Source organism: Vibrio sp. L85 (genome assembly GCF_963871815.1).
In the GTDB taxonomy this organism is placed as follows: domain Bacteria; phylum Pseudomonadota; class Gammaproteobacteria; order Enterobacterales; family Vibrionaceae; genus Vibrio; species Vibrio harveyi.
The window spans coordinates 1-12,934 of sequence record NZ_CAWMYL010000143.1 but is presented as its reverse complement, the minus strand read 5'-3'; the positions used below and the strand labels follow the sequence as shown (position 1 = coordinate 12,934).

Annotated in this window: 19 protein-coding genes; 10 read left to right on the top strand and 9 right to left on the bottom strand. The window is 41.5% G+C overall.

The window, feature by feature from the left end; translation table 11 throughout:
• Window positions 1-271: 271 nt before the first annotated feature.
• From AACR11_RS14265 to AACR11_RS14250, 4 genes are all read left to right on the top strand, one after another.
• On the top strand, window positions 272-1,048 hold the full coding sequence (locus AACR11_RS14265) for a hypothetical protein (RefSeq protein ID WP_017190398.1): 777 nt from the start codon (window positions 272-274) through the stop codon (window positions 1,046-1,048).
• Between the two features lie 2 nt (window positions 1,049-1,050).
• Window positions 1,051-1,599: a metal-dependent hydrolase gene (locus AACR11_RS14260; protein WP_017190397.1), complete on the top strand. Its 549-nt coding sequence runs from the start codon at window positions 1,051-1,053 to the stop codon at window positions 1,597-1,599.
• Window positions 1,600-1,617: 18 nt separating this feature from the next.
• Window positions 1,618-2,112 (top strand): hypothetical protein, encoded by a 495-nt coding sequence (locus AACR11_RS14255; RefSeq protein WP_017190396.1) that lies wholly within the window; start codon window positions 1,618-1,620, stop codon window positions 2,110-2,112.
• A 98-nt stretch (window positions 2,113-2,210) separates the two neighbouring features.
• On the top strand, window positions 2,211-2,486 hold the full coding sequence (locus AACR11_RS14250; protein ID WP_017190395.1) for an HU family DNA-binding protein: 276 nt from the start codon (window positions 2,211-2,213) through the stop codon (window positions 2,484-2,486).
• Between the two features lie 62 nt (window positions 2,487-2,548).
• Here AACR11_RS14250 and AACR11_RS14245 read toward each other — a convergent pair whose 3' ends face one another.
• Window positions 2,549-3,085: a hypothetical protein gene (locus tag AACR11_RS14245; protein ID WP_017190394.1), complete on the bottom strand. Its 537-nt coding sequence runs from the start codon at window positions 3,083-3,085 to the stop codon at window positions 2,549-2,551.
• A gap of 288 nt (window positions 3,086-3,373) precedes the next feature.
• Here AACR11_RS14245 and AACR11_RS14240 point away from each other — a divergent pair, with 288 nt between their 5' ends.
• Entirely contained in the window at window positions 3,374-4,756 is a 1,383-nt protein-coding gene (locus tag AACR11_RS14240) for a DUF4145 domain-containing protein (protein ID WP_017190393.1), read from the top strand.
• Window positions 4,757-4,829: 73 nt separating this feature from the next.
• Here the strand turns inward: AACR11_RS14240 and AACR11_RS14235 are convergent, their stop codons facing one another.
• The 5 genes from AACR11_RS14235 to AACR11_RS14215 all read right to left on the bottom strand — a co-directional run bounded on the left by AACR11_RS14235 (window position 4,830) and on the right by AACR11_RS14215 (window position 8,002).
• Window positions 4,830-5,909 carry a hypothetical protein gene (locus AACR11_RS14235; protein ID WP_017190392.1) on the bottom strand — a complete coding sequence of 360 codons (1,080 nt, stop codon included), beginning with the start codon at window positions 5,907-5,909 and terminating at the stop codon, window positions 4,830-4,832.
• Between the two features lie 49 nt (window positions 5,910-5,958).
• Window positions 5,959-6,537: a hypothetical protein gene (locus tag AACR11_RS14230; RefSeq protein ID WP_139374573.1), complete on the bottom strand. Its 579-nt coding sequence runs from the start codon at window positions 6,535-6,537 to the stop codon at window positions 5,959-5,961.
• 347 nt (window positions 6,538-6,884) lie between these two features.
• Window positions 6,885-7,352, bottom strand: a complete 468-nt coding sequence (locus AACR11_RS14225) for an H-NS histone family protein (RefSeq protein WP_017190390.1) — start codon at window positions 7,350-7,352, stop codon at window positions 6,885-6,887.
• Between the two features lie 81 nt (window positions 7,353-7,433).
• The gene (locus tag AACR11_RS14220) at window positions 7,434-7,658 is read right to left on the bottom strand and encodes a hypothetical protein (RefSeq protein ID WP_339367387.1); all 225 of its coding nucleotides are present in this window, start codon (window positions 7,656-7,658) and stop codon (window positions 7,434-7,436) included.
• Between the two features lie 56 nt (window positions 7,659-7,714).
• Window positions 7,715-8,002, bottom strand: coding sequence for a hypothetical protein (locus AACR11_RS14215; RefSeq protein ID WP_017190388.1), 288 nt, complete (start codon window positions 8,000-8,002; stop codon window positions 7,715-7,717).
• Window positions 8,003-8,277: 275 nt separating this feature from the next.
• Between AACR11_RS14215 and AACR11_RS14210 the strand changes: the two genes are divergently transcribed.
• Both AACR11_RS14210 and AACR11_RS14205 read left to right on the top strand, forming a co-directional pair.
• Window positions 8,278-8,580, top strand: a complete 303-nt coding sequence (locus tag AACR11_RS14210; RefSeq protein ID WP_017190387.1) for an HU family DNA-binding protein — start codon at window positions 8,278-8,280, stop codon at window positions 8,578-8,580.
• A gap of 250 nt (window positions 8,581-8,830) precedes the next feature.
• A complete protein-coding gene (locus AACR11_RS14205) occupies window positions 8,831-9,136 on the top strand; it encodes a hypothetical protein (protein ID WP_139374572.1) in 306 nt (101 codons plus the stop codon).
• Window positions 9,137-9,238: 102 nt separating this feature from the next.
• Here AACR11_RS14205 and AACR11_RS14200 read toward each other — a convergent pair whose 3' ends face one another.
• Window positions 9,239-9,724 carry a lytic transglycosylase domain-containing protein gene (locus AACR11_RS14200; protein WP_017190385.1) on the bottom strand — a complete coding sequence of 162 codons (486 nt, stop codon included), beginning with the start codon at window positions 9,722-9,724 and terminating at the stop codon, window positions 9,239-9,241.
• A complete protein-coding gene (locus AACR11_RS14195; RefSeq protein WP_017190384.1) occupies window positions 9,714-10,106 on the bottom strand; it encodes a hypothetical protein in 393 nt (130 codons plus the stop codon). Before AACR11_RS14195 ends, AACR11_RS14200 begins: the two co-directional genes overlap by 11 nt.
• A gap of 86 nt (window positions 10,107-10,192) precedes the next feature.
• Here AACR11_RS14195 and AACR11_RS14190 point away from each other — a divergent pair, with 86 nt between their 5' ends.
• From AACR11_RS14190 to AACR11_RS14180, 3 genes are read left to right on the top strand one after another with little or no spacing between them, the layout of a single operon-like run.
• The gene (locus AACR11_RS14190) at window positions 10,193-10,837 is read left to right on the top strand and encodes a hypothetical protein (protein ID WP_017190383.1); all 645 of its coding nucleotides are present in this window, start codon (window positions 10,193-10,195) and stop codon (window positions 10,835-10,837) included.
• Window positions 10,834-11,328, top strand: coding sequence for a hypothetical protein (locus AACR11_RS14185; RefSeq protein WP_139374571.1), 495 nt, complete (start codon window positions 10,834-10,836; stop codon window positions 11,326-11,328). Before AACR11_RS14190 ends, AACR11_RS14185 begins: the two co-directional genes overlap by 4 nt.
• Before the next feature lie 2 nt (window positions 11,329-11,330).
• The gene (locus tag AACR11_RS14180) at window positions 11,331-11,768 is read left to right on the top strand and encodes a hypothetical protein (protein ID WP_017190381.1); all 438 of its coding nucleotides are present in this window, start codon (window positions 11,331-11,333) and stop codon (window positions 11,766-11,768) included.
• A gap of 100 nt (window positions 11,769-11,868) precedes the next feature.
• On the opposite strand, the gene AACR11_RS14175 is transcribed toward AACR11_RS14180, so the two are convergent.
• Window positions 11,869-12,934: hypothetical protein (locus tag AACR11_RS14175; protein ID WP_223295709.1), on the bottom strand; the 1,066-nt coding region annotated here is incomplete at its 5' end.

The window sequence follows — 12,934 nt, the reverse complement described above, 5'->3', positions numbered from 1 at the left end:
ATCCGTATTTGAAATATGTAATAACTAAAATATTATAGATTTCAAAACGCGCCATAATGAAAGCGTGATAATGTAACTATATTAGCGTATTCAAGATTGATACAATGTTTCAAACTTAAACCACGGAAGTCCTCAGTCCTGGGCAGTTGATCTGCGGGATATGCTGGCAATACACGGTATAAATTTTTTTAAAAAAATTGGTTTTTGGGGGGTTGCGGGATCTGACATTGAGTTGATGATTGTCCGGTAATCCAACGAAAAGGAAATGGTTATGACATTCGTAAAAACAAACGTATCGGCTATCTCTCTACTTGCAGCAATCATTATGGCTGGTTGTTCGAGTACTCCTACAGAGCAGTATCAAGAGAAGCTACAACAAGAAAAACAGGTGAAATACAGCAAAGAAGAGCAGAAGTTTAATTCTGTTCCAAGCTGGTTCCTAAATGCACCACAGAACGATGATCAAGGCATTTATGCTGTTGGTACTGCCACCAGCAATAACCTACAGTTCTCAATGAATCATGCAAAATTGAATGCTGAATTCACTCTAGCTAAAAACCTAAGCCAAGAGGTTTCTGGTCGTGAACGTGCATTTATGCGCGCAGGATCTAACGGTAATGTAGAGTCAGATTCAGAGTCAGTAGTGACGAAGTTTGTTGATTCTGCAGATATTGTTGGTGTTTCAACCGTCAAAAATGAAGTTGTACTGATCGACGGCCAATACACCGTTTACACACTTCTGCACTTGTCATACGAGAACCAAGCAAAGATCCTCGCTCGTAAGGCTGGCGATACGACTCAAGCTACAGCAGCCAAAGCCTATGAGGAAGTTGAAGCCGAAGTGCGCCGCCGTGCTGCAGAACGCCACCAATTGGAAGTAGATAAAGCTGCCGCAGCTGCAAAGGCAAAAGCAGAGGTTGAGGCAGAAGTACAGGCCAAGGCTGAGGCAGCAGCTAGTAAGCAAGCGAAAGCAGAGAATGACACTCGAAATAACGAGTTAACAGCATCTGCTACATCGCTAATTCAAACTGTTGAAAGCAAGATTTAACCGTGATCGGACGTAATCATGTCATAAGCGCTGGTGCGGCTTGGTTATTGGCTGAGCCGTACCTATTGAATTACCAACCGCAACCGTTTGAATCAGCTGTAATGTTCGTAGCGGTGCTTTTCGGCTCATTGCTTCCTGACATCGATTGCCCTGAGAGCATTATGGGACGGCGAGTGAAGTTTATCTCTGTACCATTAAGCTGGTTGCAAGGAGATCGTGCTTTGCTTCCTTGGAGTGAAGATACGCACAGTCGCGGTATAACACATTCAATTTGGGCACTTGCCGCTTGCTTCTATTTTCTAGCAGGCCAGTTAGGTATAGCAGCTGCGGTATGTTTTGGATTTGTCGCCCACTTAATAGGAGATGCATTAACACCTGCGGGAGTTCGTCTATTTTGGCCACTGACAATTAAAATTAGAAGCCCAATATGTTTTAGGACTGGAGGGTTCATTGAGTACTTATTTACGACAGTTCTAGCAACGGTTGCAATAGCCGTTTGGCTCGGATACGACGTATTGAACATGTTATACGGGTTAATTGAAACCTATTGATTGAGAAGGTGATAATGCATGATCAATGAAAGCATTACGGGTGTAATAAACATCAAGGGAATCATTCCTCAGTTCGCTTTGAAGGAATTTGATGCTGATGGTCAATTAGAAGAAGCTTCACCCGAAGATATGATAAGCCTTATTTCAAGCGTGACGTCTGAATTCGGTGAGGGTGGGTTACGCTATTCCTTTAATCCCAGTGGTCGAGACTTACAGATAAAAGTTGTTGACCTAGATGTTGAAATTCAGGTGTCTAATTTGAGTCAGCATATCGACTGGGATCTGGAAACAAAGTCGGACTTTTTACTACTACGCTCGGTTATGCCAAAGCACCTGATGTTTGACAGTGAAACGGTAATGGCCATGAATGAGGCTCACCCAAACATTAAGCTGTACCTAAAAAATGAAAGGCTAGTGATCGAAGAAGCCTACTATCTTTCATATGGCGTTTCCATATTGAATTTAATGGACCGATTAAGTGCCTATTTGAACACTTTAAGCACTGTCGAATAATTGAAAAACGCTATATTTATTGAATTCATTGACACGATTCAATGAATAGCGTTTTAATACAAGAACTGAATTTAGACCCTGATAATCAAGGAACATAAATGAATAAGACGCAATTAGTAGAAGTTATCTCTGAAAAAGCAGACATCTCTAAAGCAGCAGCAGCTCGCGCACTGGATGCAATGCTAGAAGGCATTACCGAATCGCTGGCAGCTAAAGAACCAGTGCAGTTTGTGGGTTTTGGTACTTTCAAAGTAAATGAGCGCGCTGCCCGTACAGGCCGTAATCCAAAGACTGGTGAAGCTATTGAGATCAAGGCTGCGAGTGTACCTGCATTCACAGCTGGAAAAGCATTGAAGGATAGTTTAAATAAGTGATTGAAATTCAATAAAAATGCTCGCTATTTGGCGAGCTTTTTTATACCTGAAAAATGAGGGTTTTACAAGGAGTCGGCTAAATCAACATACAAATTTTTGGTATGAACAAGCTGGTGGACAGACGGGGTAATATCTTCGCTAATGTCGATGTCGCGGAATCTTTTCTCACGAACAATTGAGCTGCTAATGTTGCTGATCTCAGGGTTTACCAGCAAAGATATGCGGCCGACTAGGTGCGATGTATCACTCGATGTAGAAAACTTGGCAATGAGTTCGGGTTTTACAACGAGAGTTACATCTGCAGAAGGGTACTCAGATTCAATGTATTCAATCACCTGACTTGTTTTTACGTAGGTGCCATCAGAGTGAATTAAATGCTCTATAGCGTGCACTGAGGCGTTGTGAGCTGATATGTCACATAGGAAAGCTTCAAGCATATCAATTCGGATTCTGTAATCTGTCAGTCGTTCATTACGAGCGTAAGCCTGAATTGGCACTAGAAACACCCGATCGTAATTGTTCAAGCTCTCTATCAATTGCGAATGGCCAATAGTGGGCGGGTTGAATGCACCAGGCACGACGGCGATTTTCTCTTTCATATTTCCTCTAGCGGTTGCATTACTAATCATACTCTCAACGCTAAATGTTGAACGTGAAGTATTATAGAGGTATTTCAGAATAAGTCATGTGCGGTAAGTGTTATGTTTCGCAATAAAACTGGATTCAAACCTTTGAAATCATGCGAAAGGTAACAAAACAGTATTTCACACAATATTAAAGTTTATTCATATCTACATGCATATTAGAATTTCCATCAACAAGTTGTGCGATTTGAACAACTGAATAAATTAGTGGAAATATTGAGTTTAAGAAGGAACGAACCATTCATGCCACAGATGAAACCAATAACCGATTTAGAGCTGAGTTACCTGATTTCGTCAGAAGTTGGTGATCTGTATGGCAAGGCGATTGAATTCGCAAAAAGCATACCCGATTACTCTCTGATCCAGTACCGCCACATTATAGATGCGATGCTCACTCAATTAGCTGACCGGCATGAAGTTGAGTTTGACCGAACTGACTTAATCACTCGGATTGATACACTATTTGACTCACAACTGATCAATAAGACGACCAAAGACAGCTTTCATCAAGTGCGTATCCTGGGCAACAAAGGTGCTCATATTGAACGTGATGTGCCAAAAGATGGTAACGCTGTTCGTGATACATCTGAACAGAAAGAAATGATGGTTCAGTTGGTCGAACAGGGGCGTAAACACCTAATCTCTTTGTTTGAGGATGTAATACGTCTCGAAGACAGCAGCATCCGTTTGGGTGAGGTTGTAATGCTCGAGCTTTCTATCCAAGAGTTTCAAAAGGTAGTTGCTCAAGGGATTCTTACTTGCGACTTTGAAGCAAAAATGAAAGCAGCTTTGTTGGTCGATAATGCCGCCAATGAGCAAAGTGAGCGGGGCAGCTTACTTGTTTCAGCAAATGACTCAGCTCACTCTGAATCAATGAGAGCTGTGGCAATGAGCCTCTTTGATGCTTGTTGTACTTTAAGTGCCAACATAACGGTTGAGAAGGAAATCTATGGCCAATTAGATGAAACCAACCGTGAGTCTTATATTACGAAACACGCAGACCTTGAAGCGCTGTTCAACTATGCGTTAACTGCAGAGTTAGTCACTGATGCAAACATCAAAAAGAAGGTTGGGAGGCTTAAAGCAGCTGCGGAGCGCGGATTTGAACCGGCACAGTTATTTTACGCAGAAGAACTCTATTTTAATCAGGGGAAGTATGACGAAGCGTTGAAGTACTTTGAAATGTGTATTGATGGTGTAGAACCTGGCGTATACCTATCCCTTTATCAGTTCTTTAAAGATAAATCTAACCCTCATTTTGATCAAAAGCGTGCCTATGAATATTTAAATAGAGCAGTTGAAGAGGGCGCCCGGAGTGCAAAATCCACATTGGCTATGGAATATCTAAGTGGGGATTATTTGCCGCAAAATGATGCTTTAGCTCACACGCTGATAGAGGAAGCGGCACAAGAGGGTTGTAGAAGAGGGATGATGTTGCATGGGATGTTTGAAATCCAGAAGTTTGCAAAGCAGTTTGTGGCAATGGAACCGGAGAAAAAACAGAATCCTCACATCAAACAAGACAAGCTGGGCCCAAATGAACCTTGCTACTGTGGATCTGGTAAGAAATACAAAAAATGCTGCAAGGGAAAAATCCCAAAATTGCCGCATGATTTTTTCTATTAATTTGCCTACTTAGAATTTTCATTAACACTCTAAAAGAGCCAGCCTCGCAATTTGCGAGGCTGGTTGTAAATCCTTATTCGCTAAAATTCACTGCCGGCATCCATTCCGGGATAGTAGCGCGGCCAAAGAATGGCATTAAATCTTCTTTTCTCAATACCTTCTTCTCCTTAAGCAACTCAGACAGTTCAACTAATAGGATCTTGTTACTATCCATGAATTCCACCAGCTTTGTTGTATAGGCATCTTTTAATTCATTGATAGACTGGTTGTTCACTTCCGTTTCCAACAGTGTTTGTGGCTCATTGAAGTAGGGTAGATTTGAAAAACCTGAATTCAGGTAATGTCGAGCAACACTTTGATACCTCTCAATGTCACTGCCACCGCCATCTGCGTGTTCACCAAATACAGTACGTTCTGCGCATAGCCCTCCAAGTTTCAAGAGAATTTCAAATTCGAGTTCAGGACCAGTATTAAGGAGGTGTCCTGGGCGTGCGAAGGATACTTGGCCAAGAGTGCTGTCCAATCTGCTTTTATCGTTAATTGTCACTTTGAAGCTGTCAGGTATCCCCTCAGCTGCAGCGAACACTAGGGCGTGGCCTGCTTCATGAATGGACGCGGTATTAATGTCACGCTTCGTTGGGAATGGTGAAGATTGAGTTTTCACTAACTTTGCTTCTGCCATTCGACATTCACCAAGATTCGAGTACATGACACGAATAGGCATCAAATAGTTGATAGCATATGCGAGAATAACCCCGGCAAAAATCATTATCGACAATGACTGATTAGATAAGATCGCGTCAATGATAGAAGTCCAATCATTCTCGATAACATTAAGAATCAAAAATGTAGCTAGGAACTGCAGAATCATACTGTGATTTGAGAGCTTACTGCCAAGCAACATTGAAGTGACTGGGCGCATAGTGAAATTGAAACTCATAAAGCACACTAGCGTAAGGTAAAGGGGTGAAGATAGCTCAGTTAAATCCTTGGCAATGTACCAGCTGTTAAACAGGTATATAGTGAAACCAATACCCATGAAAAGTGAAAAAATAGCGCTGGCTACGTCACTGCTATTTTCTATTGGAACGGTAATAGATTTTACGAGGTTTGCTAATTTGCCTTGTAACTCTTGATGACGCTTTAGTTTCATTGGTACTCCGGGTTCTATTCACAGGTCTTTGCACAGAAAAAGTGGATAACTATTTAAGTGAGCGAAATGGTTGTTTGTCACTGTCACGTGTAATGATTTGCCCAGCACTAAAACTCTGATTTTGTGTGACAATCGGTTGGCTAAGTACGCCACTTTTGATTTGCCCGCTAGGAAACAATGTAATTTCCTGATTTGCAGCAAATACTAGTTGTCCATACTGAACTGGTGTTTGGTTTGGTACATATGAGCGGATTGCACCACCCTCATACCAACTGAGTTGGCCAATGATAGGGATGTTCATGTATCGGCTAGGGCGCGATAGATTCACACCTAGACTCTTGTCCACAGGATCAACAAAGTATGTGCTGCCGGCCGGAATTAAGATGTCGTGGCGCCATTCATCAGCAAGGGATGGTTGAGCTCTATTGTTGTCAGAAATAACTCTGCTGCATTGCTTCGATACACGTTCTTTCTGTTTGATCAGGCATTTTAGTAAGTGTTGAGTGTCTCCATCACTCGATGAACAAAAGCTACTAATTTCAAATTGGCAGTAGCGTTGAACTTGGTGTAATTGGAATTCACCTTTGACGGTTGCAATCTCTTTCACTTGTCCAATTATCTGGTCCATTCTTTCCTGGCTCATTGTACTTTTAGATTGCTGAGTTTGATTCTCTTGAACAGCTTTAGATTGGCGTTGTACTTGTGCCAGTATTTCCTTTTGCCAGTCATCTGTTTGCTCAGTTGAAAATGAATAACTGTACGTAGATACCAAGCTAAGGGAAACGCTCAGTAAAACGAATGAACGTCGATAGAGCACTTGAGGTTTTGTTTTATAAAGATCCAATATCACACCATACTACGCATTCAATAAGTGTAGTTATTATTGCATGGTTGATAGACGGTCATAAAGAAAAGTAGTGTAAAGAATTGGAAATAGTGGACATAAAAAGGCCTCCATCTGGAGGCCAATTCGACTTATTCTTCGTCTTCTGGTTCTAAGTTTCTAGCCAGGCAATCTTTATCGATATTTACACCTTTCTCGATAAGATCAGCAAAGTACTTAGGCGTTCTACCTTTACCATTCCAGCGATGTTCTTCGCCTTCACCGTCAATATGCAAGTATTTCGGTTTGCGAGGCTTCTTAGCTTCTTTCTTAGCTGCAACTTCTTGTGGCTTAGAACTAGTTAGATCAGATTCAGACAAACCACGCGCTTTCATAATCTCTTTAATTTCTTCGATATTGCGCTGTCTTTCGTCTTGAGCCTTGCGTTCTTCTTCTTCTTCAATCTGACGTTCTAGGATTAGTTCTTCTAAGCGCTCCTTCATAGCTATCATGCTTGTAGAGTCGACCGGCTTGAGATACTTACGCATACGTCGGATTCTACTCATGACACTTAGGAATTCAGCTTGAAAGTCTTCTACTGCTTCTTTTGGATTAGCCACCTTGCTCACCTCTATTCAAATAATTACTTATATCCGAATGAGAGTATATAGCAGTAGGTAAGGTAATTAAAATATTGGGGATTACTTACTTCTAACTTTTGCGTAATCGTTTAAAGAATTGTTACTTGGTTGCTTTGAATTAGTCATTTGAGCAGACAGCTCTGAGACTGGGCGGTAACCATCGATAGGGAGGAGTCTTACATTTTTTGGTATTTCATAACTGGCAGAACGACCGTCTGCCAGTTCGATAGAAGCGCTTTGAAATCGACCAAAGTATTTAGCAAACAATGATAAGTCATCGATCATGCCGGCTTCTGTTGCCAATTGAAAAAATTGCTTTCGTTCATCACCAAGTGACATTTTTAAGCACTAACTTGTTGTGATGCAATTAAGCTTTGCAACACGTCTGATGGAAGCTTACTTAGCTCTAGCATTTGGTTAGCACGAATTCTCGACTCTTCTTTTTTTGATTCATTTTCTTCAATTAGGTCGGCACACCATTCCTTAACGTCAGCTATAGATACCTTCTCCAAAATTCTGTTGATGATCGCAGGCTGAGTTAGACCAGTAGTTTTGCGAAATTGGTTAACGTTAGATTTAGCTTCCTTAGTAAATTGAAAGCTTGTTGAAGTAGATGACTCTGTAGACATATTGAAAACGCTAATTATTGAATGTGTGGTTAAGGATACATTTGATACAGGGGTGATTTCAAGTTGTAGATCTCATACGAAGAGTTTTGTCTTTGCAAACTGTCCGTTTGGCAATTACAGGCTTCTTAAAACGGATGTTGTGTTGATTATTATGAGTTTTTTCCGTAGCACGTCCGTGAACCAGAAAGTATTGAATTCTATGATACCTTTTCATTGATTGAATGCATACGCTAAGTGTAGAATTTGTAGTAGTGATTGAATGGAGAGGAAGTTGTATGTTTCAAACTGAAAAAATTTCTACAAAAAACTTAGCTCTAAAACTAGCGGAAAAAAATAATCATCTATCTGTCGATGAATGTGAGATGGCAATTAAAGTGGTACTTAATCAAATCGCTGGTGGTATTGAGCGTGGCGAAAGAACAGAGATAAGAGGCTTTGGTACCTTTTCCCCAGTCATCTACAAACCAGGCACTAAACGTAATCCGCGAACCGGTGAGACAGTTTCCACAGGTTATCGTGGAAGAGTTCATTTTAAACCTTCCAAAGACCTTAAAGATTCCGTCTTGTCGTTAACGTGAGGATAAGATTTTGGTAATTAACCGTAAATTTCATGATGCGATGTCTATCTTAATTGTACTGTGTTATATCGACTTAAAGCATACTCACATTTTTGTCGGCCAAACACTGGCAGCAGATTTCATGGGATCACTATTTACCTTTGCTCTAATAGTTCCAGTGCTTTCGATCTTTCTTCGTATTACTAACCGCTTGAATAAGAATGCTAAAAATTCCCCATTGGTCTTGAGCATCTATGATTCGAAAATCTTCATGAAGTGGAGAGGACAGGAGCATTCCATTTCGCTAGAAGATACCGTACTTGAACTTCTACATAACGATAGGTACGCCTTAGAGAAAATTATTCGGGAAGGTATCGCGGCTACTGACAAGGAACTACCTAAACTACTACCTAGCCCACTTGTAGTGGTTGTCACCGAGCTTAAGTTTAGCAATCTCGAAAGGGAGGCACTTGGTGGCGTGATTTGTAATGCTGGCGCTATCGAGATCACTTTTAGTGAAAGTAACGATAGCAGTGACATCGAACTGGCTGCGATGAATGCAAAAATTAATGTCTAGCTCGATACATAATTGAATTGGTACAGGTAAAAAACAAAAAGAGAGTGCGATTTGCGCCACTCTCTTTTTTTTTTCGAACCTACAATGGTCGGCATCAATATATTATTCACGTACTATATTAAAACCAGCACCTTCTTTCTCAGCTCGGATGCGGTATGCTTTCATTACTTTCTGCAGGTAAATCAGTTTATATGTCTTCGTCTTAGAATGGTAATGCCCAACAGCATTCCATACACTTTGACCATCTTTTAGCTCATTCAACCGTTGTTTCAACACGCGGCCAGCGACCTCAAGATTAAGACAAACATCATCTTTGAGCCTTTGCCAAGTAACGGTCGGGTACTCATGCTTGAACCAGTATTCTTCAAACTGGATTGTGTTCACTTGCCCGGGTCCAAGGTCAAATGAACCATTCGACTCGTTATAAGAAACGGTGCCTTTCTTTCCCCGTTCGACATCTAATATTGCCATCATCAATGTAGAGTCGAAGTCGAGCTTATCAGCTGCTTTCTCAACACACTGCTCAATAACCATTGGGGCAACCGTTGTGCCGCGTGCAACGTCATCGATCGATATATCAATGACCATTCTTGGTTAATCCTAAGTAATGGTTGAAGCCACGGTGTATGAAAGCAGGGCCGATGCCGCAAGCGAACCAGATTGTTAAGTCAATGTCTTTCATTAATTCAAATGCATTACCGGTTACGTTGGAGTTCAACAAGAAGAACGCCACAAATCCACTAGCTAACTGAGGAAGGAGTAGGTACATGATGTCGACACCGAATAATTTCTTTCGATCCATCATCATGTAAAGCGCAGCGAAATGGAAAAGGAAAAGGCTTGAAAAAAGCAAGCCGTAGATCGACTGAGAAAAAATAGATAGGCAATACAAACCGATAACAGCACCTGTAGCAAGTCGGTCACGTTTAACTTTTAGCTTTTTGATTTCATCCGAAGTTAATTCTGTCATTTTTGAATACGCTGTTCTTTGAAGTTGCAAGAAGTTTACCAACAACTTAGTATCTACACAAATAAACAGCAGCTGGAGCGTATTAAATGGGTTCTGAATTGAATGCAGGCCGTAGTTTGCGAAGTCAGACGAATAGTATTGAGGAAAATGACCACTTACTAAAGCAAATTGAGAGTGCAATACCAACTACGAAAAGTGACCAGGTACGTCAGTTTGTAAAAGAGCACAAAGTTGCCCTTAGTGCTGCGCTGATCATTTCTGCAGGTGTTGCCCTGAACACATCGTCAGTCGAAAACATCTGGAGATGGATTAAATTGCAAGCTCAGGAAGCGATGGCCACCGGGCAACTCTTGTCTGAAAACCCAATTGGTGTTTTCCGCTCTACGTTCATCGGATATACCGGTGACATCAAAGACTATGACCAAAGCAAGCTAATTCCTCTTAAGTTTGATTCCATCACTCTCTACAAAAATGATGCTGTTCGTTTTAAATCGGAATTTGTAGTTGAGCCAAACGATTATCGATTTAGTGACTGTCCTTTGACAATCGAAGGGATGCTAGATGGTGCTGATGGTGGGATTACAGATGGAAACTATCTGACGGTTCTTGCTTGTAATGGTCAACAATCTCGCTTGCTTGATAACTACCGCCTTGTTGCGTTTCCACCGGAGAAAAACGAGCTTCTAGCCCCAGCAAGTTACTTCTTATACGAAACAACTAAGGAAAAATGATGCTCGATACATTTGACAGTATATCGGTAATTCCGAGCAATGATGTGACTCTACCGTGCAGGGAATGTGGAGGGCTTGTAAAGGGGGTAGATGGTGATTGGCTTAACCTTGATGTTGGTAAACCAGCGAAGGGGATAGGTTGGTCATATTCAGTGATGGATTGCGAACACTGTGGAACAACCTACATGTTCAATCTTGCCGTAGTAGAGCAACCGTTAGATGAAGAAATTGCCATAGATAACTGCCACGATTTTGAATCTGAACGATTTGTCCAGTTCAAGAAAGGCGACATTACGATTCTTGGCCGCGAATGGTTCGGAGTGGTCTTTAGCAATCCTTTAGGAAATTTTGAACCACAATCTCAACCCGTTATGGCTGAATACAGCTTTGGCCCACTCAAATCACAAGCTCGGTTAAAAGACCTCGCTCAGCAGTTCACTGATGCGCTTATTTGCCGTGTTCAAGTCGAAAAGCTTAACTCAAAGGATTAAACATGAAGTTAAAATCATTGTACGTTGCCCTACTAGCCACCAGCACGATTATGGGGTGCTCAACTCATGCCGGTAGTACTTCTGAGGAACAACCCGGAGAAAAAGAAGCAACTGTTATTTCAGCTGCAGTAGAAGCAAAACTTGAAGAAGTGGACAAGATTAGCCCAACAATTTCACGCACCATTAAGATGGTTGGCCTTAAAAGAGAAAATGAATGTGGTGTTCCATTCACAGAAGCTGAAATTATGAACATTGGACAAACAAACTCCTATTTTGGCTTCTTCACGGCACTAACACATATTGTATCCACTTCTGATCTGGATGCCTTGTATAACACTGCAGAACAGTCATTTGACTGTGATAATGCTGAATGGATTAAGAACACGAAAACCAGCATGGAAAGCTTTTTCCTAGATCGTCAAAAAGAAAAGCAAAGCTGATAACTATTAATTATAAAGGCACCTTCGGTGCCTTTTGTCTATATCATTTAACAGGCGCATGTATTTATATACGCCTGTTAATCGTTTTTCTAAACAGCTTTTATTTACAGTCGTGTTTTCTCACGTAATAACCAGGAAAACCCACTGGTCCATAAACACCAGAGGCTGTATATTTCTTGAGTCCAATTGGACTACATGTTGCACCAGCTTTAACCTCAGTATTTGTACTGGTAGCCTGGTAACCTTGATTTCGTACTTGTTGAGCTATATCCATCATCACATACTGAGGTACATTTTCGATCACAGTGGTGGTTACCCACTTGCCTGAAACAATCTTAGTCCCAGTAGCAGTGCGGGTAGGACTAGCATTCGATACAAGGTTTTCATTTCTGGTCGTTACAATCGTACTACCATCTTTATATGACCATGTTCGTACTAACATTTGAGAACAATTCCGAGTTTGAGTAAAAGCTGTGCCCTTGGCCACCGTTCCTGTATCTGGTGACCAAGCCGAACAGCTGTATACATCGCCAGAGTTCGACCAACCTGATACTGATACAGCTATTGTTCGTTGTTCATCAACAGTTTTAATCCGAGAGTTGTCCTGCAGAGCACCAACGTTTCTAATTTCACCGGTTACTGCGTTTTTCTGTTGCTTCTGTTCAGTACGAGTTTGATTCTGCTTGTAGCTGCGTGACTGGGTGAAATTGGACGTTTGGTTGAAAATCGCTGGATCCCAAGAGGTATAGGAATATGGATCGTCAACATTTGTCCATTCACCAAAAACAGATGCCGTACTTAGCCACGGATATTTAGAGCCTGGTACAGTCTGATATTTGATGTCATCAATACTCTGTAGTTGAGGGTGAGTGCCGATCACTTCGCTTCCAACTTTGTAAGTCCACGTTCTGGTTTGGTCTTGTTGGCAGGTGTATGTCTGGTCAACGGTCAACCCTTCATAGGTTTCAGCGGCTGGTGGCACCCAGTCACCACAGTCATGTAGATCACCGGTATTCACATATGCGTCAACGGATGCTTTCACATCTCTTGATTCAGACGCAGCGCGGTAATCGTATTCAGTTACCGGTTCACCGTTATTACGGATCTCCCCAACGTTGGTGTCTTTGTCGCGGTCTTGACGTTCCCGCGTATACACGTCCTTGTAT

Coding starts and splice junctions, on each gene's coding strand:
- AACR11_RS14210 (WP_017190387.1), top strand. CDS start 8,278: ATGTTTCAAACTGAAAAAATTTCTACAAAAAACTTAGCTCTAAAACTA.
- AACR11_RS14230 (WP_139374573.1), bottom strand. CDS start 6,537: ATGGACCAGATAATTGGACAAGTGAAAGAGATTGCAACCGTCAAAGGT.
- AACR11_RS14220 (WP_339367387.1), bottom strand. CDS start 7,658: ATGATCGATGACTTATCATTGTTTGCTAAATACTTTGGTCGATTTCAA.
- AACR11_RS14180 (WP_017190381.1), top strand. CDS start 11,331: ATGAAGTTAAAATCATTGTACGTTGCCCTACTAGCCACCAGCACGATT.
- AACR11_RS14205 (WP_139374572.1), top strand. CDS start 8,831: ATGAAGTGGAGAGGACAGGAGCATTCCATTTCGCTAGAAGATACCGTA.
- AACR11_RS14255 (WP_017190396.1), top strand. CDS start 1,618: ATGATCAATGAAAGCATTACGGGTGTAATAAACATCAAGGGAATCATT.
- AACR11_RS14190 (WP_017190383.1), top strand. CDS start 10,193: ATGGGTTCTGAATTGAATGCAGGCCGTAGTTTGCGAAGTCAGACGAAT.
- AACR11_RS14215 (WP_017190388.1), bottom strand. CDS start 8,002: ATGTCTACAGAGTCATCTACTTCAACAAGCTTTCAATTTACTAAGGAA.
- AACR11_RS14195 (WP_017190384.1), bottom strand. CDS start 10,106: ATGACAGAATTAACTTCGGATGAAATCAAAAAGCTAAAAGTTAAACGT.
- AACR11_RS14240 (WP_017190393.1), top strand. CDS start 3,374: ATGCCACAGATGAAACCAATAACCGATTTAGAGCTGAGTTACCTGATT.
- AACR11_RS14200 (WP_017190385.1), bottom strand. CDS start 9,724: ATGGTCATTGATATATCGATCGATGACGTTGCACGCGGCACAACGGTT.
- AACR11_RS14235 (WP_017190392.1), bottom strand. CDS start 5,909: ATGAAACTAAAGCGTCATCAAGAGTTACAAGGCAAATTAGCAAACCTC.
- AACR11_RS14245 (WP_017190394.1), bottom strand. CDS start 3,085: ATGAAAGAGAAAATCGCCGTCGTGCCTGGTGCATTCAACCCGCCCACT.
- AACR11_RS14185 (WP_139374571.1), top strand. CDS start 10,834: ATGATGCTCGATACATTTGACAGTATATCGGTAATTCCGAGCAATGAT.
- AACR11_RS14265 (WP_017190398.1), top strand. CDS start 272: ATGACATTCGTAAAAACAAACGTATCGGCTATCTCTCTACTTGCAGCA.
- AACR11_RS14250 (WP_017190395.1), top strand. CDS start 2,211: ATGAATAAGACGCAATTAGTAGAAGTTATCTCTGAAAAAGCAGACATC.